The organism is Rhodocaloribacter litoris (assembly GCF_011682235.2).
GTDB classification, from domain to species: domain Bacteria; phylum Bacteroidota; class Rhodothermia; order Rhodothermales; family ISCAR-4553; genus Rhodocaloribacter; species Rhodocaloribacter litoris.
In genome coordinates this window covers 1,754,439-1,771,454 of record NZ_CP076718.1, presented here as the reverse complement: position 1 = coordinate 1,771,454, position 17,016 = coordinate 1,754,439, and the positions used below count along the sequence as shown (strand labels likewise).

General features: G+C 65.7%; 25 protein-coding genes. All 25 read left to right on the top strand.

Translation table 11 applies throughout. The features are described from left to right. Positions 1-232: 232 nt before the first annotated feature. The 25 genes from ftsH (at position 233) to rpsE (ending at position 16,981) form a co-directional block, all read left to right on the top strand. The gene (gene ftsH, locus GQ464_RS07320) at positions 233-2,299 is read left to right on the top strand and encodes an ATP-dependent zinc metalloprotease FtsH (protein ID WP_166981134.1); all 2,067 of its coding nucleotides are present in this window, start codon (positions 233-235) and stop codon (positions 2,297-2,299) included. 283 nt (positions 2,300-2,582) lie between these two features. Continuing rightward, complete coding sequence (rpsL, locus tag GQ464_RS07315; RefSeq protein ID WP_166981132.1) at positions 2,583-2,957, top strand: 30S ribosomal protein S12; 375 nt, start codon at positions 2,583-2,585, stop codon at positions 2,955-2,957. A 91-nt stretch (positions 2,958-3,048) separates the two neighbouring features. Beyond that, on the top strand, positions 3,049-3,516 hold the full coding sequence (rpsG, locus tag GQ464_RS07310) for a 30S ribosomal protein S7 (protein WP_166981130.1): 468 nt from the start codon (positions 3,049-3,051) through the stop codon (positions 3,514-3,516). A gap of 52 nt (positions 3,517-3,568) precedes the next feature. Beyond that, positions 3,569-5,665 (top strand): elongation factor G, encoded by a 2,097-nt coding sequence (gene fusA / locus GQ464_RS07305; RefSeq protein ID WP_166981128.1) that lies wholly within the window; start codon positions 3,569-3,571, stop codon positions 5,663-5,665. A gap of 90 nt (positions 5,666-5,755) precedes the next feature. Then, entirely contained in the window at positions 5,756-6,952 is a 1,197-nt protein-coding gene (tuf, locus tag GQ464_RS07300) for an elongation factor Tu (RefSeq protein WP_228350410.1), read from the top strand. 21 nt (positions 6,953-6,973) lie between these two features. Continuing rightward, a complete protein-coding gene (gene rpsJ, locus GQ464_RS07295) occupies positions 6,974-7,282 on the top strand; it encodes a 30S ribosomal protein S10 (protein WP_166980895.1) in 309 nt (102 codons plus the stop codon). 23 nt (positions 7,283-7,305) lie between these two features. Continuing rightward, positions 7,306-7,755, top strand: coding sequence for a DUF5004 domain-containing protein (locus GQ464_RS07290; RefSeq protein WP_166980897.1), 450 nt, complete (start codon positions 7,306-7,308; stop codon positions 7,753-7,755). A gap of 64 nt (positions 7,756-7,819) precedes the next feature. After that, positions 7,820-8,449 carry a 50S ribosomal protein L3 gene (gene rplC / locus GQ464_RS07285; RefSeq protein ID WP_166980899.1) on the top strand — a complete coding sequence of 210 codons (630 nt, stop codon included), beginning with the start codon at positions 7,820-7,822 and terminating at the stop codon, positions 8,447-8,449. 77 nt (positions 8,450-8,526) lie between these two features. Then, positions 8,527-9,177 (top strand): 50S ribosomal protein L4, encoded by a 651-nt coding sequence (rplD, locus tag GQ464_RS07280; RefSeq protein WP_166980901.1) that lies wholly within the window; start codon positions 8,527-8,529, stop codon positions 9,175-9,177. A gap of 30 nt (positions 9,178-9,207) precedes the next feature. Further along, positions 9,208-9,507: a 50S ribosomal protein L23 gene (gene rplW / locus GQ464_RS07275; protein WP_166980903.1), complete on the top strand. Its 300-nt coding sequence runs from the start codon at positions 9,208-9,210 to the stop codon at positions 9,505-9,507. 82 nt (positions 9,508-9,589) lie between these two features. Next, the gene (rplB, locus tag GQ464_RS07270; RefSeq protein WP_166980907.1) at positions 9,590-10,417 is read left to right on the top strand and encodes a 50S ribosomal protein L2; all 828 of its coding nucleotides are present in this window, start codon (positions 9,590-9,592) and stop codon (positions 10,415-10,417) included. A gap of 21 nt (positions 10,418-10,438) precedes the next feature. Continuing rightward, positions 10,439-10,723, top strand: a complete 285-nt coding sequence (gene rpsS, locus GQ464_RS07265; protein ID WP_166980910.1) for a 30S ribosomal protein S19 — start codon at positions 10,439-10,441, stop codon at positions 10,721-10,723. An 89-nt stretch (positions 10,724-10,812) separates the two neighbouring features. Beyond that, positions 10,813-11,178, top strand: a complete 366-nt coding sequence (gene rplV / locus GQ464_RS07260) for a 50S ribosomal protein L22 (protein WP_166980913.1) — start codon at positions 10,813-10,815, stop codon at positions 11,176-11,178. Between the two features lie 70 nt (positions 11,179-11,248). Further along, positions 11,249-11,980 carry a 30S ribosomal protein S3 gene (gene rpsC, locus GQ464_RS07255; RefSeq protein WP_166980916.1) on the top strand — a complete coding sequence of 244 codons (732 nt, stop codon included), beginning with the start codon at positions 11,249-11,251 and terminating at the stop codon, positions 11,978-11,980. A 69-nt stretch (positions 11,981-12,049) separates the two neighbouring features. Further along, the gene (rplP, locus tag GQ464_RS07250) at positions 12,050-12,475 is read left to right on the top strand and encodes a 50S ribosomal protein L16 (RefSeq protein WP_166980918.1); all 426 of its coding nucleotides are present in this window, start codon (positions 12,050-12,052) and stop codon (positions 12,473-12,475) included. 14 nt (positions 12,476-12,489) lie between these two features. Beyond that, entirely contained in the window at positions 12,490-12,693 is a 204-nt protein-coding gene (gene rpmC, locus GQ464_RS07245; RefSeq protein WP_166980921.1) for a 50S ribosomal protein L29, read from the top strand. A gap of 71 nt (positions 12,694-12,764) precedes the next feature. Next, positions 12,765-13,028: a 30S ribosomal protein S17 gene (rpsQ, locus tag GQ464_RS07240; protein WP_166980923.1), complete on the top strand. Its 264-nt coding sequence runs from the start codon at positions 12,765-12,767 to the stop codon at positions 13,026-13,028. Positions 13,029-13,106: 78 nt separating this feature from the next. Next, the gene (gene rplN / locus GQ464_RS07235) at positions 13,107-13,475 is read left to right on the top strand and encodes a 50S ribosomal protein L14 (protein WP_166980925.1); all 369 of its coding nucleotides are present in this window, start codon (positions 13,107-13,109) and stop codon (positions 13,473-13,475) included. A 57-nt stretch (positions 13,476-13,532) separates the two neighbouring features. Next, positions 13,533-13,889 carry a 50S ribosomal protein L24 gene (gene rplX / locus GQ464_RS07230; protein ID WP_166980928.1) on the top strand — a complete coding sequence of 119 codons (357 nt, stop codon included), beginning with the start codon at positions 13,533-13,535 and terminating at the stop codon, positions 13,887-13,889. A gap of 104 nt (positions 13,890-13,993) precedes the next feature. Continuing rightward, positions 13,994-14,572, top strand: coding sequence for a 50S ribosomal protein L5 (gene rplE, locus GQ464_RS07225; protein ID WP_166980931.1), 579 nt, complete (start codon positions 13,994-13,996; stop codon positions 14,570-14,572). A 47-nt stretch (positions 14,573-14,619) separates the two neighbouring features. After that, a complete protein-coding gene (gene rpsN / locus GQ464_RS07220) occupies positions 14,620-14,889 on the top strand; it encodes a 30S ribosomal protein S14 (protein WP_166980933.1) in 270 nt (89 codons plus the stop codon). 85 nt (positions 14,890-14,974) lie between these two features. Further along, positions 14,975-15,376 carry a 30S ribosomal protein S8 gene (gene rpsH, locus GQ464_RS07215; RefSeq protein WP_166980935.1) on the top strand — a complete coding sequence of 134 codons (402 nt, stop codon included), beginning with the start codon at positions 14,975-14,977 and terminating at the stop codon, positions 15,374-15,376. Between the two features lie 38 nt (positions 15,377-15,414). Further along, positions 15,415-15,969: a 50S ribosomal protein L6 gene (rplF, locus tag GQ464_RS07210; protein ID WP_166980937.1), complete on the top strand. Its 555-nt coding sequence runs from the start codon at positions 15,415-15,417 to the stop codon at positions 15,967-15,969. 83 nt (positions 15,970-16,052) lie between these two features. After that, positions 16,053-16,418 (top strand): 50S ribosomal protein L18, encoded by a 366-nt coding sequence (gene rplR / locus GQ464_RS07205; protein ID WP_166980939.1) that lies wholly within the window; start codon positions 16,053-16,055, stop codon positions 16,416-16,418. Between the two features lie 32 nt (positions 16,419-16,450). Next, positions 16,451-16,981 carry a 30S ribosomal protein S5 gene (rpsE, locus tag GQ464_RS07200; RefSeq protein WP_166980941.1) on the top strand — a complete coding sequence of 177 codons (531 nt, stop codon included), beginning with the start codon at positions 16,451-16,453 and terminating at the stop codon, positions 16,979-16,981. The last annotated feature ends 35 nt before the right edge of the window (positions 16,982-17,016 follow it).

Here is a 17,016-nt window from a genome sequence, read left to right as displayed (position 1 = left end):
GGAACCAAAGCGGGGCGTGGCGGGTTCGGCATCTGCACGAGTTAGGCATTGAAAACCTTGCCTTTGTGTCACCCCGGCCGAAGCGCCCTTTGCCGGGGGGGCGGCTGCTTCGACCTGAACCCTTCGCCCACAGGGAAGCGTACCCCGGAGAGCCCGCGACGGTCCATCGGCGCGGCGCTTTTTTGTCCATACCGGTGTCATGGTACACCGTCGAGATAAACCGCGTAGCAACATGGCGCAGAACGAGCGCGAACGTCTGGATATCGACCGGGGGAACGGTGCACCCGGCCCGGGGCCGCGCCTGCCCGACCGGCGTCCCCGGATCTCTCTGTGGATCTACCTGGCCATCTTTCTGGCCCTGCTGGTGCACATCCTGCTCTTTCTCGGTGGAGAAAGCCCCAATGCCATCGAATACAGCACGTTCCTCGACTACGTCGAAGAGGGGTACGTGCAGAAGGTGGTCATCGTCAACGATACCCGCATCGATGGGGAGTACACGCGCCAGGCCGTTCAGGAGCGGCTGGTCAAGGTGGCCCCCGCCCAGCCGACCTTCTTCGGTGGCCGGGCGGCGGAGACCTCCAACCGTTTCACCACCACCAAACCCAGCGATCACGAACTGACGCAGTTTCTGCGCAATTACAACGAGCGCGCCGAGGCGGAAGGCAAGCCGCAGCTCCAGTTCAACGCCCGGGTGGAGGAAAACTGGTTCGGCGGCCTGCTGACGTGGGTCTTCCCGCTCATCATCATCATTGCGCTCTGGATCTTCTTGCTGCGCCGGATGAACCCCGGCTCGCAGGTGCTCAACATCGGGAAGAACAAGGCCGTCCTCTTCGACGCGATGGGGGATCAGAAGCTCACCTTCAAGGATGTGGCCGGGCTCGACGAGGCCAAGGAGGAGGTCGTCGAGGTGGTCGAGTTTCTGAAGAACCCGAAGAAGTTTACCCGGCTGGGCGGCAAGCTGCCCAAGGGGGTGCTGCTGGTGGGGCCGCCCGGCACCGGCAAGACGCTCCTGGCCAAGGCCGTCGCCGGGGAGGCCGGTGTGCCCTTCTTCTCCCTCTCCGGCTCCGACTTCGTCGAGATGTTCGTCGGCGTGGGGGCGGCCCGCGTGCGCGACCTGTTCCGGCAGGCCAAGGAGAAGGCCCCGTGTATCATCTTCATCGACGAGATCGACGCCATCGGGCGCTCGCGCGGGCGCGGCATGATGATGGGCGCCAACGACGAGCGAGAGAACACGCTCAACCAGCTCCTGGTCGAGATGGACGGGTTCAATACCGACAAGGGCGTCATCATCATGGCGGCCACCAACCGCCCGGACGTGCTCGACTCGGCCCTGCTGCGCCCCGGCCGCTTCGACCGGCAGATCCTCATCGACCGGCCGGACCGGCGCGAGCGGGAGGAGATCTTCAAGGTACACACCCGCGACCTCCTGCTGGGCGAGGACGTGCACCTCGAAGTACTGGCCTCGCAGACGCCGGGCTTCGCCGGGGCCGAGATTGCCAACGTGTGCAACGAAGCGGCCCTCCTGGCAGCCCGTGAGGGTAAGGAGGCCATCGAGATGGTCGACTTCGAGAAAGCCATCGACCGCGTGATCGCCGGGCTGGAGAAGAAGAACAAGATCATCTCCCCCGAAGAGCGGAAGATCGTGGCCTACCATGAATCCGGCCACGCCATCACCGGCTGGTTCCTCAGGCACACCGACCCGGTGATCAAGGTCTCCATCGTGCCGCGCGGGCTGGCGGCGCTCGGCTACGCCCAGTCGCTGCCCGACGAGCGTTACATCACCACCCGCGACGCCTTCCTCGATCAGATGACGATGATGATGGGCGGGCGCGTCGCCGAGGAGCTCGTCTTCGGTCACCTCTCGACCGGAGCCCAGAACGACCTGGAGCGCATCACCAGCCTGGCCTATGCCATGGTGGTCGATTACGGCATGAGCGAGCGGGTCGGTGACGTCAGCTTCAACCTCGCGCGCCGCCAGGACGGGCCCTTCCTCGACAAGCCCTACTCGGAGAAGACGGCCGAGCTCATCGACCAGGAGGTGAAGCGCATCATCGAGGAGGTGCGCCGGCGGGCACGGGCCCTGCTCCAGGAAAAGCGGGACAAGCTCGAAGAGATGGCCCGGACGCTGCTCGAGAAAGAAGTGCTCGGGCCGCGTGACCTCGTCCAGATCCTCGGCCCGCGTCCCTATGGCGAGTACGTCTCGCTCAATGGCAAGACGGAACCGGGGGAGGAGGCAGCCCCCGCCGCCCCGGAGGGGGACGGCCTCGGTGAGGCCGGGACCGACCGGTCCCGCCCCTGAGGCACAGGGAGGGCGTCCGGCCCCGCATACGCCTTTTTTGATCATGAGATATATATCAACATCTCGATACCTCTGGTTTGAAAGCCGGATCCTGGCGGAGGGGACCGGGGAAAACGGCTGTTTCGGGGTGCAAATCGCTGTTTCTTCATAGAGTGGCTGGATAGAAAGCGCTCCTCTGTTGTATATTGCGAAGCTCAAGCGACGGGGGCCTTCCGGGTGTGGCAGGCCGCTCGTTGCCTTGCAGGCAAGGGAAAGCAATCTTGAGGTCAAACGAGGAGCGTACGTGCCAACGATTCAGCAGCTTGTTCGGAAAGGACGTCATCCCAAGACCAGGAAGACGAAGTCGCCGGCGCTTTCTTCGTGCCCGCAGCGGCGCGGCGTGTGCACGCGTGTGTATACGACGACGCCGAAAAAGCCGAACTCGGCCCTGCGCAAGGTGGCGAAGGTGCGCCTGACCAACGGTGTCGAGGTGATCGCCTACATTCCCGGGGAGGGGCACAACCTTCAGGAGCACTCCATCGTGCTGGTGCGGGGAGGGCGTGTGAAGGACCTGCCGGGGGTGAAGTACCACATCGTGCGCGGTGCGCTCGACGCCTCCGGCGTACAGGATCGCAAACAGGGGCGCTCGAAGTACGGGACCAAGCGGCCCAAGAAGTAGGGGTTGGTGGGGCGTCCCCGTTTCGCTTGCAGGGTCAACGTGTGGGCCGGTCGCTCGCCGGCGGCCGGCTTCTTGACAGTCCGATATTCCTATGCGTAGAAAACGAGCAGAACGGCGTCAGGTATTGCCTGATCCGGTATACAACGACGAGCTGGTGGCGCGCTTCGTCAACGCCGTGATGAAGAACGGTAAGAAGAGCGTGGCGCAGCGCATCGTGTACCAGGCTTTCGACCTGATCGAAGAGCGGGCGAAGGAGCCCGGCCTGGAGGTGTTCAAGAAGGCCGTCAACAATGTGGCGCCGCTGGTGGAGGTGCGCAGCCGCCGTGTCGGTGGGGCCACCTACCAGGTGCCCATCGAGGTGCGGCCGGAGCGGCGCATGACGCTGGCGTTCCGCTGGCTGATCCAGTACGCTCGTGCCCGCAACGACAAGAGCATGGCGAACCGCCTGGCCAACGAGTTGATGAGTGCGGCCCGTGGCGAAGGCGGGGCCATCAAGAAGAAAGACGATACCCACCGCATGGCCGAGGCCAACAAGGCGTTCGCCCATTTCAGGTTCTAGCATCCGGCGGTGCCGCCGGCCCGAGAGGGAGGTTCACTTTTTCGCATAGATCATGGCTGACGACAAACGATATCCGCTGGAGCGAATGCGCAACATCGGCATCATGGCGCACATCGATGCCGGTAAGACGACCACCACCGAGCGCATTCTCTTCTATACCGGCCGCGTGCACCGCATGGGTGAAGTGCACGAGGGCGGTGCCACGATGGACTGGATGGAGCAGGAAAAGGAGCGCGGCATCACCATCACCAGCGCGGCGACTACCTGCTTCTGGAAAGACCACCGCATCAACATTATCGACACGCCGGGGCACGTCGACTTCACCGTCGAGGTCGAGCGCTCGCTGCGTGTGCTCGACGGGGCCGTGGCGCTTTTCTGTGCCGTCGGCGGGGTCGAGCCCCAGTCCGAGACGGTCTGGCGGCAGGCCAACAAGTACCGGGTGCCCCGCATCGCCTTCGTCAACAAGATGGACCGGACGGGCGCGGACTTCGAGGCCGCCATCAACCAGATGCGCGAGCGGCTGAAGGCCAATCCGGTTCCCGTGCAGATCCCCATCGGCACGGGCAACATGTTCCGGGGCGTCATCGACCTGGTGGCCAACAAGGCCATCATCTGGCACGACGAAACCCACGGCGCCACCTGGGACGAGATTCCCGTGCCGGACGACCTCAAGAAGGAGGCGCGGCACTGGCGCATCAACCTGCTCGAAGCCGTCGCCGAGCATGACGACGCGCTGCTGATGAAGTACCTCGAAGGCGAGGAGATCACCCCCGAGGAGATCCGGGCCGTGGTGCGGGAGGCGACGCTGAGCATGGACATCACGCCGGTCTTCTGCGGTTCGGCCTTCAAAAACAAGGGCGTGCAGCGCCTGCTCGACGGCGTCATCGATTACCTGCCGAGCCCGCTGGACATCCCGGCCATCAAGGGCATGGTGCCGGGGACGGAGACGGAGGAGGTGCGGCGCCCGGATCCGGAAGAGCCCTTCAGCGCCATTGCCTTCAAGATCATGACGGACCCCTACGTCGGGAAGCTGACGTTCTTCCGGGTCTACAGCGGGACGCTGCAGAAGGGGTCGCAGGTGCTCAACGCCACCACCGGCAAGAAGGAGCGCATCGGCCGGCTGCTCTTCATGCATGCCAACCACCGCGAGGACATCGACGAGGTGCGGGCGGGCGACATCGCCGCCGCCGTCGGCCTCAAGGAGATCCGTACCGGTGACACGCTCTGCGACGTGGACCGCCCCATCCTGCTCGAACAGATGGAGTTTCCCGAGCCGGTCATCCGCATCGCCATCGAGCCCAAGACCAAGGCGGACAGCGACAAGCTGGGCCAGGGCCTGCAGAAGCTGGCCGAAGAGGACCCGACCTTCAAGGTCAGCATCGACGAGGAGACGGGGCAGACCATTATCGCCGGTATGGGCGAGTTGCACCTCGAAATCATCGTCGACCGTCTCCGGCGCGAGTTCAAGGTCGAGGCCAACGTGGGGCGGCCGCAGGTGGCCTACCGCGAGGCCATCCGCAAGACCGTGGACCAGCGCTACACGCACAAGAAACAGACGGGCGGGCGCGGCCAGTTCGCCGAGGTCTGGGTGGAGATCGGGCCGAACGAGACGGGGGTCGGGCTCGAGTTCATCAACGACATCGTCGGCGGGGCCATCCCGAAGGAGTTCATTCCGTCGGTGCAGAAGGGTATCGAATCCGCCATGTCGCAGGGGCCGCTGGCCGGCTATCCCATCGAAGGCATCCGGGCGCGTCTCTACGACGGCAAGTTCCACGCCGTCGACTCGGACCAGATGTCGTTCGAGATCGCCGGGCGCATGGCGTTCCGTGAGGCGGCGCGCCGCGCCGAGCCCGTGCTCATGGAGCCCGTCATGGCCGTCGAGGTCGTCACGCCGGAAGAATACATGGGTGAGGTCATCGGCGACCTGAACAGCCGCCGGGGCCGCATCGAGAGCCTGGGGCAGCGCCAGGATGCCCAGGTCATCAAGGCGCTGGTGCCGCTGGCCGAGATGTTCGGCTATTCGACCGACCTGCGCTCGCTGACGCAGGGCCGGGCCATCTACACCATGCAGTTTCACCAGTACGTCGAGGTGCCGAAGCAGATCGCCGACGAGGTCATCGCACGGGCTTCCGGTGTGGCGACCGCCTGAGGCCTGCACCGGCATCTCGGGGGCACGCCCCCGCGTTCCCCGTTTTCCATCAACAGGATACCCTACGAGAAAGAGACAGGAGCTTACGCCATGGCAAAGGAACAGTTTGTTCGGAGCAAGCCGCACGTGAACGTGGGTACGATCGGGCACGTGGACCACGGCAAGACGACGCTGACGGCGGCCATCACGCAGGTGCTGGCCAAGCACGTGCAGGACCCGGCCAACCAGGTGCGCACCTTCGACTCGATCGACAACGCCCCCGAGGAGCGCGAGCGCGGCATCACGATCGCCACGGCGCACGTCGAGTACGCCACCGAGAAGCGCCACTACGCGCACGTCGACTGCCCCGGGCACGCCGACTACGTCAAGAACATGGTCACGGGGGCGGCGCAGATGGACGGGGCGATCCTGGTCGTGGCCGCCACCGACGGGCCGATGCCGCAGACGCGCGAGCACATCCTGCTGGCGCGCCAGGTGGGCGTGCCCTACATCGTGGTCTTTCTCAACAAGGTGGACCTGGTCGACGATGAGGAGCTGCTCGAGCTGGTCGAGATGGAGGTGCGCGAGCTGCTGGAGGCGTACGAGTTTCCGGGGGAGGAGGTGCCGGTGATCCGGGGTTCGGCGCTGAAGGCGCTCAACGGGGACCCGGAGGCCGAGCAGCAGATCCTGGCGCTGATGAACGCGGTCGACGAGTACATTCCGACGCCGGAGCGCGACATCGACAAGCCGTTTTTGATGCCGATCGAGGACGTGTTCTCGATCACGGGTCGCGGGACGGTTGTCACGGGCCGGATCGAGCGGGGCGTGATCAAGGTGGGCGAGCCGGTGGAGATCATCGGGATGCAGGAGGAGAAGCTGAGCTCGACCGTGACGGGGGTGGAGATGTTCCGGAAGCTGCTCGACCAGGGGCAGGCCGGGGACAACGTGGGTTTGCTCTTGCGCGGGATCGACAAGGACGAGGTCGAGCGGGGGATGGTCGTGTGCAAGCCGGGTTCGGTGACGCCGCACCGGGAGTTTGAGTGCGAGGTGTACGTGCTCTCGAAGGAGGAGGGGGGCCGTCACACGCCGTTTTTCCAGGGCTACCGTCCGCAGTTTTACTTCCGGACGACGGACGTGACGGGGGACATTCTCCTGCCCGAGGGGGTGGAGATGGTCATGCCGGGGGACAACACGCGCTTCAAGGTGAAGCTGATCGTGCCGGTGGCGATGGAGGAAGGGCTGCGCTTTGCCATCCGTGAGGGCGGGCGCACCGTCGGGGCCGGCGTCGTCACCAAAATCCTGGACTAACCTTTTTCAGGGCAAACTTTTATGGCCAGCCAGAAGATTCGCATCAAGCTGAAGTCGTACGACCACAGCCTGATCGATAAGAGCGCGGAGAAGATCATCCGCACCGTGAAGTCGACGGGGGCCGTCGTGAGCGGGCCGATCCCGCTCCCCACGAAGAAGTCCGTCTACACGGTGTTGCGGAGCCCGCACGTGGACAAGAAGAGCCGCGAGCAGTTCGAGACGCGCAGCCACAAGCGGCTGATCGACATCCTCTCGACCAGCAGCAAGACGGTCGATGCGCTGATGAAGCTGGAGCTGCCCAGCGGCGTCGACGTGGAGATCAAGGTATGACGCCGGCGACGGAAAACGGAGGCGTGCTGAGGCGCTGGGGTTGCGTGCTGGTGCTGGCGGCGCTGGGGCTGGCAGCCTGCGACAGCGGCGGCGACGAGCCCGCGCCGGCGGAGCTGATCGTCGGGAGCTGGGTGCTGGTGGGCGTCTCGGACGCCCGCGGCGACCAGACCCCCACGTTCCAGCAGAATTTCAACAGCGTGCAGGCGACCTTCGACGCCGACGGCACCTATCGCCTGGTCGTCGACCTGGTGGAAGGTGATGACCTCACCCTCTCGGGGCCCTACGCCCTCAGCGAGGCCCAGGGGACGCTGACGCTCACGGTCGAGTTCGGCGGTGCGCCGACGCCGGTGCCCTTCGGGTTTACCTTCCGGGGGGAGGATACGCTGGAAGTCCGGGGGGCCAGCAACGTGCTCAACCTGGTTCTGAACACGACGCTGGAAGGGGAGGTCGTGCTGACGCTTTCGCGGGCGTGAGCGCGAGAACGGACGTGCTTATCAATCCGATCCCGGAGCGGGGATCACAGCAAAGGGGATTGCAATGAGCAGCGGTATGATAGGAAAGAAGCTCGGCATGACGAGCGTCTTCGACGCGGCGGGCAACCAGATCGCCTGTACCGTCATTGAGGCGAAGCCGAACGTGGTCACCCAGGTGAAGACCGAGGAGACCGACGGCTACCGCGCCGTGCAGCTCGCCTACGGGGAGAAGAAGGCGAAGCGGACGTCGAAAGCCCTGCGCGGGCACTTCGAGGCGGCCGGCACCACCCCGAAGCGCAAGCTGAAGGAGTTCCGGGATTTCGGCCTGGAGGTGTCCCTGGGGGACGAGGTGCGCCTCGAGGACCTCTTCGCCGAGGGTGAACGCGTCGACGTGGCCGGTGTCTCGAAGGGCAAAGGCTTTCAGGGTGTCGTCAAGCGGCACGGCTTCGGCGGCGTCGGGATGCAGACGCACGGCCAGCACAACCGGGAGCGGGCGCCCGGCTCGATCGGGGCCTCGTCGGATCCTTCCCGCGTGTGGAAGGGGATGCGCATGGCCGGGCGTACGGGCCACGTCCGCGTCAAGATGAAGAACCTGGAGGTGGTCCGCGTGCTGGCGGATCAGAGCCTGCTGCTGGTGCGCGGTGCCGTGCCCGGGCCGAAAGGCGGGCTGGTCGAGATCTACAAGAAACAGTAGTGCACGCACGGGGGGAGGCGGGCCCTTTACGGAAGGGTTCGATCCGAAGCCTGCCCTCCGCAATCCGAAAGACAGCTATGGAACTGAAGGTCTACCGGCAGGACGGCAGCGAGGCGGGTACGACGGTGACGCTCGACGCTTCGGTTTTCGACGTGGAGCCGAACGACCATGCGATCTGGCTGGACGTGCGCCGCATTCAGGCGAACGCGCGCCAGGGCACGCACAAGGTGAAGGAGCGGAGTGAGAACGCGCACTCGACGCGCAAGCTCTACCGCCAGAAAGGCACCGGCTACGCCCGCGCGGGCGATGCGAAGAGCCCGATACGCCGGAGCGGTGGCACCATCTTCGGCCCGCGCCCGCGTACCTACGGGCTCAAGGTCAACCGCAAGACGCAGCAGCTGGCCCGCCGGTCCGCGCTGACGTACAAGGCCCGCGAGGAGGCCATCCGGGTCGTCGAGGACTTCAGCCTGGAGGCGCCGAGCACCCGCTGGCTGGAGGAGCTGCTGGCCGCCTTCGGCGTCGACGGGCGCCGCGTGCTCATCCTGACGGCCGGGCACCAGGCGGCCGTCTACCGCTCCGGCCGCAACGTGCCGAAGGTAACCGTGCGCGAGGCCCGCAACGCCTCGACGCTCGACCTGCTCGGGGCCCAGGTGGTCCTGATGCAGGTGGGCGCCCTGGAGGCGCTCACGGCCCAGCTCGGCCAGGCGGCCCCGGCGTCCGCCGAATAACGTCTCCGGGGATAGCAGAACCCAAAAGCCATGATCGAGAAAATCCTGATTCGCCCCATCGTGACCGAGAAGATGACCGCCCTCATGGAGGAGCGGCACTATGCCTTCCAGGTGCACAAAGATGCCAACAAGGTGCAGATCCGGCGCGCGGTGGAGGCCCACTATCCCGGCGTGAAGGTGAAAGAGGTCCGCACGATGATCGTGCGCGGCAAGCGGCGTCGCCAGTTCACCCGGCGCGGTCCGGTCGAAGGGCGCAAGGCGTCGTACAAGAAGGCCATCGTCACCCTCACGGCCGACAGCGACCCGATCGATTTCTACGAGCAGGTATAGCGGCTGAAACCTTTAACCATTCACCGGGCGCAAAGCTCGTCGCGACGGCGGGGAGCAGGTAGGCCCGAGCGTCAAGATTCCCATGGCAATCAAGAAGCTGAAACCGACGACACCCGGGCAGCGGCAGCGCTCGGTGGCGACGTTCGACGAGATCACGAAGTCGAAGCCGGAGAAGCGCCTGCTGGAGCCGCTGAAGAAGAAGGGCGGGCGCAACAATGCCGGGCGCATCACGGTGCGGCACCAGGGCGGCGGCCACAAGCGCCGCTACCGTGTGATCGACTTCAAACGGAACAAGTTCGGTGTGCCGGCCCGTGTGGCGGCCATCGAGTACGACCCGAACCGCTCGGCCCGCATCGCCCTGCTGGTCTATGCCGACGGGGAGAAGCGGTACATCCTCGCGCCGAACGAGGTGCGGGTGGGCATGACGGTGATGAACGGGCCGGAAGCACCGCCTGAGCCGGGTAACTGCCTGCCGCTGACGCACGTGCCGGTCGGTACGTTTGTGCACGCGATCGAGATGCGCCCCGGCAAGGGCGCCCAGCTGGCCCGCTCGGCCGGTACCTATGCCCAGCTTACGGCCCGGGAAGGCGACTACGCCATCCTGAAGCTGCCCTCCGGCGAGACGCGGATGATCCCGGCGGCCTGCATGGCCACGATCGGGACCACCAGCAACCCGGACCACATGAACATCGACCTGGGCAAGGCCGGGCGCAAGCGCTGGCTCGGCGTACGGCCCAAGACGCGCGGTGTGGCGATGAACCCCATCGACCACCCCATGGGCGGTGGCGAAGGCAAGGCCTCCGGCGGGCATCCCCGCTCGCCCTGGGGACAGCCGGCCAAGGGCTTCAAGACGCGCAGGAAGCGGAAGCTCTCGAACAAGTACATCATCCGTCGTCGCACGCAGAAGTAAAACCTTTGCCGGAAAAAAGCTATGTCGCGGTCATTGAAAAAAGGCCCCTACGTCTACTACAAGCTCCAGCGCAAGGTGGACGAGCTGAACCGCAGCGGCAAGAAGAAGGTCATCAAAACCTGGAGCCGGGCCTCGCTGATCACGCCGGAGTTCGTCGGGCACACCTTTGCCGTGCACAACGGCAACAAGTTCGTCCCCGTCTATGTGACGGAGAACATGGTCGGGCACCGGCTGGGCGAGTTCGCCCCCACGCGCACGTTTCGCGGGCATGCCGGGACGAAGAAGGACAAGCGCGGAAAACGGTAAAACCTTTTCGTGAGGAGGGGCCGGGGCCGGTCGGCGTTTCGGTCGGATCCCGGGTCCACGCCTCCGGAAGCAAAATCTGAGATCGGACGATGGAAGCAAGAGCGGTACGCAAGTACATCCGGAGTTCGCCGCGCAAGATGCGCCCCGTGGTGAACGTGGTGCGCGGCAAGCGGGTGCCCGAAGCGCTCGACATCCTGAACTTTCTGCCGCAGCAGGTCACCCGGCAGGTCAAGCTGGCGATCCTGTCGGCGGTGCACAACCTGATCAACCAGCACCCGGAGGAGCGGATCGACGAGGACGCCCTGGTGGTTCGCGAGATCCGGGTGGACGAGGGGCCGCGCCTGAAGCGGTACCGTCCGGCGCCGCGGGGGCGGGCACACCCCATCCGCAAGCGCTCGGCCCACCTGACCGTCGTCGTCGGCACCCTCGAGGCCGCTGAAGAAGCCGTTTCATAAGCAGATACAGGCAGGCGCGGCGAGCGGCAGCGTACGGCCGCCGGTTGCCGGCCTCAATCCGAGATCGATAATGGGTCAGAAAACACACCCCGTAGGGTTTCGCCTCGGTGTCATCCGGGGCTGGGATTCCAACTGGTACGCCGAGAAGGATTTTTCCGAGAAGCTCGTCGAGGACGAGGAGATCCGGAAGTACCTGACGGCGCGCTTGCGCCGGGCCGGGTTGAGCCGGGTTGTCATCGAGCGCACCCCCCGCCGGGTGATCCTGACGCTCCACACCAGCCGCCCCGGCGTCGTCATCGGGCGGGGCGGGGCCGAGGTGGAGAAGCTTCGCGAGGAGATCAAGAAGCTGACGAACAAGGACATCCAGATCAACATCAACGAGATCAAGCGGCCGGAGCTGGACGCCAGCCTGGTGGCGCAGAACATTGCGCAGCAGCTCGAAGGGCGCGTCTCGTTCCGCCGGGCGATGAAGCAGGCCATCACGGCCGCGATGCGGATGGGGGCCGAGGGCGTCCGTATCCGGCTCAGCGGCCGGCTCGGCGGGGCCGAGATGAGCCGCACCGAGCAGTACCTGGAGGGGCGCGTACCGCTGCATACCATCCGGGCGGACATCGACTACGCCGAGGCGACGGCCTACACGATCTACGGCACGACCGGGGTCAAGGTGTGGATCTACCGGGGTGAGATCCTCGGGCGGCCGGACCTGAGCCCGAACGTGCAGGCACAGCGCCAGCAGATGCAGCAGATGGAGCCCTCGCCCGAGCGTCGCCGCCGGCGTCGCCGCCGGGCCGAGAGAGGCTGACGCTCCGTTCGTCGAACGCAAGCGCCGGCCCCGCCGGGCAGGCGCCGATCAAGCCAGAGAGGTACGACCATGTTAATGCCCAAGCGCGTCAAGCACCGCAAGGTGCAAAAAGGTCGCATCAAGGGGATCGCCACGCGCGGCCATCGGATCAGCTTTGGCGATTTCGGGATCAAGGCGCTGGAGCCGGGCCGGATCACGAGCCGCCAGATCGAGGCGGCCCGTATTGCGATGACCCGCCGCATGAAGCGTGCCGGCAAGGTGTGGATCCGCATCTTTCCGGACAAGCCCATCACGAAGAAGCCCGCCGAGACCCGCATGGGGAAAGGCAAGGGCTCGCCCGAGTACTGGGTGGCCGTCGTCAAGCCGGGGCGTATCATGTTCGAGGTCGGCGGCGGGGTCTCGCTCGAGCTGGCCCGTGAGGCCATGCGCCTGGCCCAGCACAAGCTGCCGATCAAGACCAAGTTTGTCGTACGTCCGGATTACCAGGGCGCCTAAACCCCGGAAGCACCATGAAAGCCAAGGAGATACGCGAGCTCAGTGCCGAAGAGATCCGGGCGCGCATCAAGGAAGAGGAAGACCAGCTCAACCAGCTGAACTTCCAGCACGCCATCGCCGAGCTGCCCAACCCGATGCTCCTGCGCCAGAAGCGCCGGCTCATCGCGCGCCTGAAAACCATCCTGAACGAGAAAGAAAAAGCGGAGGCGGCCGCCTGAGGCAGGCCGCCCCGTTCACCCGGTAGTTGGTGAGGAAACGGCCTACGGCTCACCAAGCCAGAGAGAGCAACATGGAACAGCAGACCCGAAACGCACGCAAAGAGCGCGTCGGCGTAGTCGTCAGCAACAAGATGAACAAGAGCATCCTGGTGGCCATCGAGCGCCAGGTGAAGCACCCCATCTACGGCAAGTTCGTCAAGAAGACGACGAAGCTGATGGCGCACGACGAGCACAACGAAGCCAACGAGGGCGACACGGTGCGCATCATGGAGACGCGCCCGCTCAGCAAGCGCAAGCGCTGGCGTCTCGTCGAGATCGTCGAGCGCGCCAAGTAACGTTCCGCATACGTGCGGGCCGGGCCGCCGCCAGGTGCCCGGCCTCCGCACCCTGAACCCGAAACCTGGAGAAGGACGATGATTCAGCAGGAATCCAGACTGAAGGTTGCCGACAACAGCGGGGCGAAGGAAGTGCTCTGCATCCGGGTGCTGGGCGGCAGCGGGCGGCGCTACGCCCGCGTGGGCGACCTGATCGTGGTCAGCGTCAAGAGCGCCATCCCCGGCGGCAACGTCAAGAAGGGGGACGTCTCGCGCGCCGTCGTCGTGCGCACGAAGAAGGAGTACCGCCGCAAGGACGGCTCCTACATCCGCTTCGACGAGAACGCCGCCGTGCTGCTCAACAACCAGGGCGAGCCGCGCGGAACCCGTATCTTCGGCCCGGTGGCCCGCGAGCTGCGCGAGAAGCAGTTCATGCGCATCGTCTCGCTGGCCCCCGAAGTCCTCTGATTGCAAAACGGGCGCCGGCGGGCGCCACGCCGCAAGCCACTAATCCGAAATTGAACGATGCCTCGCACGAAGAACAAGCAGAAGAAGCTGCACGTTCGCAAGGGCGACATGGTGCGCGTAATCGCCGGGAACGAAAAGGGCAAGGAGGGCAAGATCCTCGTCGTGTTCCCCGAGAAAGAGCGCGTCATCGTCGAAGGGGTCAACGTGCGGATCCGGCACACCCGCCCGAACAAGGTCTACCCGGAAGGGGGGCGCATCGAGCGGGAGATGCCGATCCACGTCTCGAACGTGATGCCGCTGGACAGCAACGGCGAGCCGACGCGCGTCGGGCGCAAGCGGATCGAGGACCCGGAGACCGGGCGCGGCCGCTGGATCCGCTATGCCAAGACCACCGGCGAGGAACTCGACCGCTGAACCGGTGAAGCTTCCATGCAGGCGGAACCCGCGCGCCGGCCGGTGATTTCCACCCGTCTGCGCTGCCCCCAGGCAGGCCGCCTAAGACCGAGAAAGACAAAGCCATGGACGGTTACGTACCGAGACTGAAAAAGCAGTACCAGGACGAGGTCGTGCCCGAGCTGATGAAGCAGTTCGGCTACAAGAACGTCATGCAGGTGCCGCGCCTGGTGAAGATCTGCGTCAACAAGGGCGTCGGAGAGGCCTCGCAGAACAAGAAGGTGCTCGACGACGCCGTCGACGAGCTGCGGCGCATCACGGGGCAGCACCCCGTCGTGCGGAAAGCCCGCAAGAGCGTCTCGAACTTCAAGCTGCGCGCCGGCATGCCCGTCGGCGTGATGGTGACGCTGCGCGGCGACCGCATGTGGGAATTCTTCGACCGCCTCGTGACGCTGGCCCTGCCCCGCGTGCGCGACTTTCGCGGCGTGCCCGAGCGGAGCTTCGACGGGCGGGGCAACTACACGCTGGGCATCAAGGAACAGATCATCTTTCCCGAGATCGACGTCGACAAGATCGACCGCATCAGCGGGCTGGACGTGACGTTCGTGACCACGGCCGAGACGGACGAGGAGGCCTATGCCCTGCTCAAGGCGCTGGGCATGCCCTTCGTCCGCCGGGCGGAAGCGGTCGAAGAAGCCGCCTGAGTCCTGCGGGTGCCCCCCTGTAAGACCGATACGAAGAGCGAAAAAATATGGCAAAGAAAAGCTGGATCGCACGTGAGCGCAAACGCCGGCGTCTGGTGGCCAAATACGCCGAGAAGCGCCGCCGCCTCAAAGAGGAAGGCAACTGGGAGGCGCTGCAGAAGCTGCCGCGCAATGCCAGCCCGGTGCGCCTGCGGAACCGCTGCGCCCTGACCGGGCGCGCCCGCGGGTACCTGCGCCGTTTCGGCGTCTCCCGCATCGTGTTTCGTGAGATGGCCCTCTCGGGCAAGATTCCGGGCGTGCGGAAGGCAAGCTGGTGACGTGGCCCGGCCCTCCTTCACTTAGTGGCCAAGCGCCGGCGGGGACCTGCCCCGGGCGAACTGGCTGAAAGATAAGGACAGACCTATGAGCGGAATAACCGATCCGGTTGCCGACTACCTGACCCGGCTTCGCAACGGGCAGCAGGCCCGGCACCGGCATGTGGATGTCCCGGCCTCCAGGCTCAAGCGTGCCATCACGCAGATCCTGCAGGACAAGGGGTATATCCGCAACTACCTCAACATCGACGACGGCAAGCAGGGGCTGCTGCGCATCTATCTCAAGTACGACGCCGACGGCAACCCGGCCATCCGGGATCTGCGGCGGGTCTCCCGGCCCGGGCTGCGCCGGTACGTGGGGGCCGATGACCTGCCCCGTGTGCGCAACGGCCTCGGGATCGCCATCATCTCCACGTCGCGCGGGGTGATGACGGACAAAGAGGCCCGCCGCCTCCACATCGGCGGTGAGGTGCTGGCCTACGTCTACTAGCCGGCCCGCATCAGGCAAACCTCAAAAACGAGCGGAAGATGTCACGCATTGGCAAGATGCCGATTCCCGTCGGCGACAAAGTCAAGGTTAACGTCGCGCCGAACAACGTGGTGACGGTCTCCGGGCCGAAGGGGCAGCTCACGCTGCAGGTGGATCCGGACATCCGCGTGGCGCTGGAGGATGGCGAGATCGTGGTGACGCGCCCGACGGACCAGAAGCGCCACAAGGCCCTGCACGGTCTCTACCGGGCCTTGCTGAACAACATGGTCGAGGGGGTGACGCAGGGGTATCGTCGCCAGCTGGAGGTCATCGGCGTCGGGTACCGGGCGGAGATGGCGGGCGGTGTGCTGGAGCTGGCGCTGGGCTACTCCCACCCGATCTATTTCGTCCCCCCGCCGGGCATCGACATCTCGGTGACCTCGGCCCGCGGTCAGAACACCGTCATCACCGTCGAAGGCATCGACAAGCAGCTGGTCGGGCAGGTGGCGGCCAAGATCCGTGCGTTGCGCCCGCCGGAGCCCTACAAGGGCAAAGGCATCCGGTACGTGGGCGAGTACGTGCGGCGCAAGGCCGGCAAGACGGCAGCCCGATGAGTGCGCGGGCCCACGCGGCCCGGTGAACCCCAAGCAAGAAAAGGCCGAAGGGTCGGCAATCCTTCGGCGAATGGAAAGGCGATATGGCAACGAAGACGAGTATCCGCAAAAAGCTTGCGCGGCGCCAGCGCGTCCGGCGGGGCATCCGGAGCAAGATCACCGGCACGCCGGAACGGCCGCGGCTGAGCGTGTTCCGGTCGAACCGGCACATCTATGCCCAGCTGATCGACGATCTGGCGGGTCACACGCTGGCGGCCGCTTCCAGCCTCGAGGACGGCATCGCCGGGGACAGCCCGGTGGCCGTGAGCAAGGCCGTCGGGCAGCGCCTGGCCGAAAAGGCCCGGCAGGCCGGCATCGAACGGGTCGTGTTCGACCGCAACGGGTATCGCTACCACGGCCGCGTTCGGGCCCTGGCCGAAGGGGCACGCGAGGGCGGGCTGCAGTTTTAATCATGCAACCTTGAATCACGCCGAGATAGATCATGGCAAAAGGAAGAAACCGCCGGAAGCGCGAGCGGGCGGCGGAGGCCCAGCAGGAATGGATCGAGCGCCTGGTCTCGGTCAACCGGGTGGCGAAGGTCGTTAAGGGGGGGCGCCGCTTCTCCTTCAACGCCGTCGTGGTCGTCGGTGACGGCAACGGGCTCGTCGGGGCCGGGCTGGGCAAGGCCAACGAGGTGGCCGACGCCATCGCCAAGGGGACCGAGGATGCCAAGAAGAACGTGATCCGGGTGCCGATCCGCCGGGGCACGGTGCCGCACGAGGTCGTCGGGCGGCAGGATGCCGGCCGGGTGCTGCTCAAGCCGGCCTCGCCCGGTACGGGGGTCATCGCCGGCGGCGGGGTGCGTGCGGTGCTCGAGTGCGCCGGCTACACGGACATCCTGTCAAAGTCGCTCGGTTCGAGCAACCCGCACAACCAGGTGGCGGCCACGATCGACGCCCTGGCCAACCTGGAGGATCCCCTGGAGGTGGCCCGCCGGCGCGGTGTGCCGCTCAAGAAGGTGTTCGAAGGTTGATAACGACAATCGCCAGCAGGCCGCCGGCCCGCCGG

Excerpts from the sequence above, each read along its gene's own strand:
- ftsH (WP_166981134.1), top strand. The coding sequence starts at position 233 with ATGGCGCAGAACGAGCGCGAACGTCTGGATATCGACCGGGGGAACGGT.
- rpsG (WP_166981130.1), top strand. The coding sequence starts at position 3,049 with ATGCGTAGAAAACGAGCAGAACGGCGTCAGGTATTGCCTGATCCGGTA.
- fusA (WP_166981128.1), top strand. The coding sequence starts at position 3,569 with ATGGCTGACGACAAACGATATCCGCTGGAGCGAATGCGCAACATCGGC.
- tuf (WP_228350410.1), top strand. The coding sequence starts at position 5,756 with ATGGCAAAGGAACAGTTTGTTCGGAGCAAGCCGCACGTGAACGTGGGT.
- rpsJ (WP_166980895.1), top strand. The coding sequence starts at position 6,974 with ATGGCCAGCCAGAAGATTCGCATCAAGCTGAAGTCGTACGACCACAGC.
- rplC (WP_166980899.1), top strand. The coding sequence starts at position 7,820 with ATGAGCAGCGGTATGATAGGAAAGAAGCTCGGCATGACGAGCGTCTTC.
- rplD (WP_166980901.1), top strand. The coding sequence starts at position 8,527 with ATGGAACTGAAGGTCTACCGGCAGGACGGCAGCGAGGCGGGTACGACG.
- rplW (WP_166980903.1), top strand. The coding sequence starts at position 9,208 with ATGATCGAGAAAATCCTGATTCGCCCCATCGTGACCGAGAAGATGACC.
- rplB (WP_166980907.1), top strand. The coding sequence starts at position 9,590 with ATGGCAATCAAGAAGCTGAAACCGACGACACCCGGGCAGCGGCAGCGC.
- rpsS (WP_166980910.1), top strand. The coding sequence starts at position 10,439 with ATGTCGCGGTCATTGAAAAAAGGCCCCTACGTCTACTACAAGCTCCAG.
- rplV (WP_166980913.1), top strand. The coding sequence starts at position 10,813 with ATGGAAGCAAGAGCGGTACGCAAGTACATCCGGAGTTCGCCGCGCAAG.
- rpsC (WP_166980916.1), top strand. The coding sequence starts at position 11,249 with ATGGGTCAGAAAACACACCCCGTAGGGTTTCGCCTCGGTGTCATCCGG.
- rplP (WP_166980918.1), top strand. The coding sequence starts at position 12,050 with ATGTTAATGCCCAAGCGCGTCAAGCACCGCAAGGTGCAAAAAGGTCGC.
- rpmC (WP_166980921.1), top strand. The coding sequence starts at position 12,490 with ATGAAAGCCAAGGAGATACGCGAGCTCAGTGCCGAAGAGATCCGGGCG.
- rpsQ (WP_166980923.1), top strand. The coding sequence starts at position 12,765 with ATGGAACAGCAGACCCGAAACGCACGCAAAGAGCGCGTCGGCGTAGTC.
- rplN (WP_166980925.1), top strand. The coding sequence starts at position 13,107 with ATGATTCAGCAGGAATCCAGACTGAAGGTTGCCGACAACAGCGGGGCG.
- rplX (WP_166980928.1), top strand. The coding sequence starts at position 13,533 with ATGCCTCGCACGAAGAACAAGCAGAAGAAGCTGCACGTTCGCAAGGGC.
- rplE (WP_166980931.1), top strand. The coding sequence starts at position 13,994 with ATGGACGGTTACGTACCGAGACTGAAAAAGCAGTACCAGGACGAGGTC.
- rpsN (WP_166980933.1), top strand. The coding sequence starts at position 14,620 with ATGGCAAAGAAAAGCTGGATCGCACGTGAGCGCAAACGCCGGCGTCTG.
- rpsH (WP_166980935.1), top strand. The coding sequence starts at position 14,975 with ATGAGCGGAATAACCGATCCGGTTGCCGACTACCTGACCCGGCTTCGC.
- rplF (WP_166980937.1), top strand. The coding sequence starts at position 15,415 with ATGTCACGCATTGGCAAGATGCCGATTCCCGTCGGCGACAAAGTCAAG.
- rplR (WP_166980939.1), top strand. The coding sequence starts at position 16,053 with ATGGCAACGAAGACGAGTATCCGCAAAAAGCTTGCGCGGCGCCAGCGC.
- rpsE (WP_166980941.1), top strand. The coding sequence starts at position 16,451 with ATGGCAAAAGGAAGAAACCGCCGGAAGCGCGAGCGGGCGGCGGAGGCC.